Here is a 368-nt window from a genome sequence, read left to right on the forward strand (position 1 = left end):
CGCTATTTCATTCCACATCGGTGAGGATGAAGGGCGAGACAGGAGAACGGCGGCGGCATCTGCTGTGGGCTTTGCCCGCATCGCTGATCCTGCATGCGCTCATCGCGGCGTTTCTGGTCTATGGCCTGCCGAGACCCGAGCAGCAGCCGGTTCAGCAGGAACAGCCCGTCAATGTCGCGATCGTGCCGCCACCCGAGAAGCCCAAGCCGAAACCTGCTCCAAAGCCACCTGAGCCGACACCTGAAAAGAAGGCTGAAAAGCCGCCTGAACAAAAGCCGGCTCCGGAACCGCCGAAGCCGCCAGACGACCAGGTTCTGAAGCGCGTTTTCCAGTACGGCCAGAAAGATACCGGGCCGGAGAAATCGCTC

Annotated in this window: 1 pseudogene; it reads left to right on the forward strand. The window is 61.1% G+C overall.

The features are described 5' to 3' along the window. Positions 1-26: 26 nt before the first annotated feature. A pseudogene (locus EOC06_RS38635) lies at positions 27-368 on the forward strand (hypothetical protein); the annotation flags it as partial.

It is taken from the genome of Mesorhizobium sp. M7A.F.Ca.MR.362.00.0.0, from assembly GCF_004023175.1.
Lineage (GTDB): Bacteria > Pseudomonadota > Alphaproteobacteria > Rhizobiales > Rhizobiaceae > Mesorhizobium.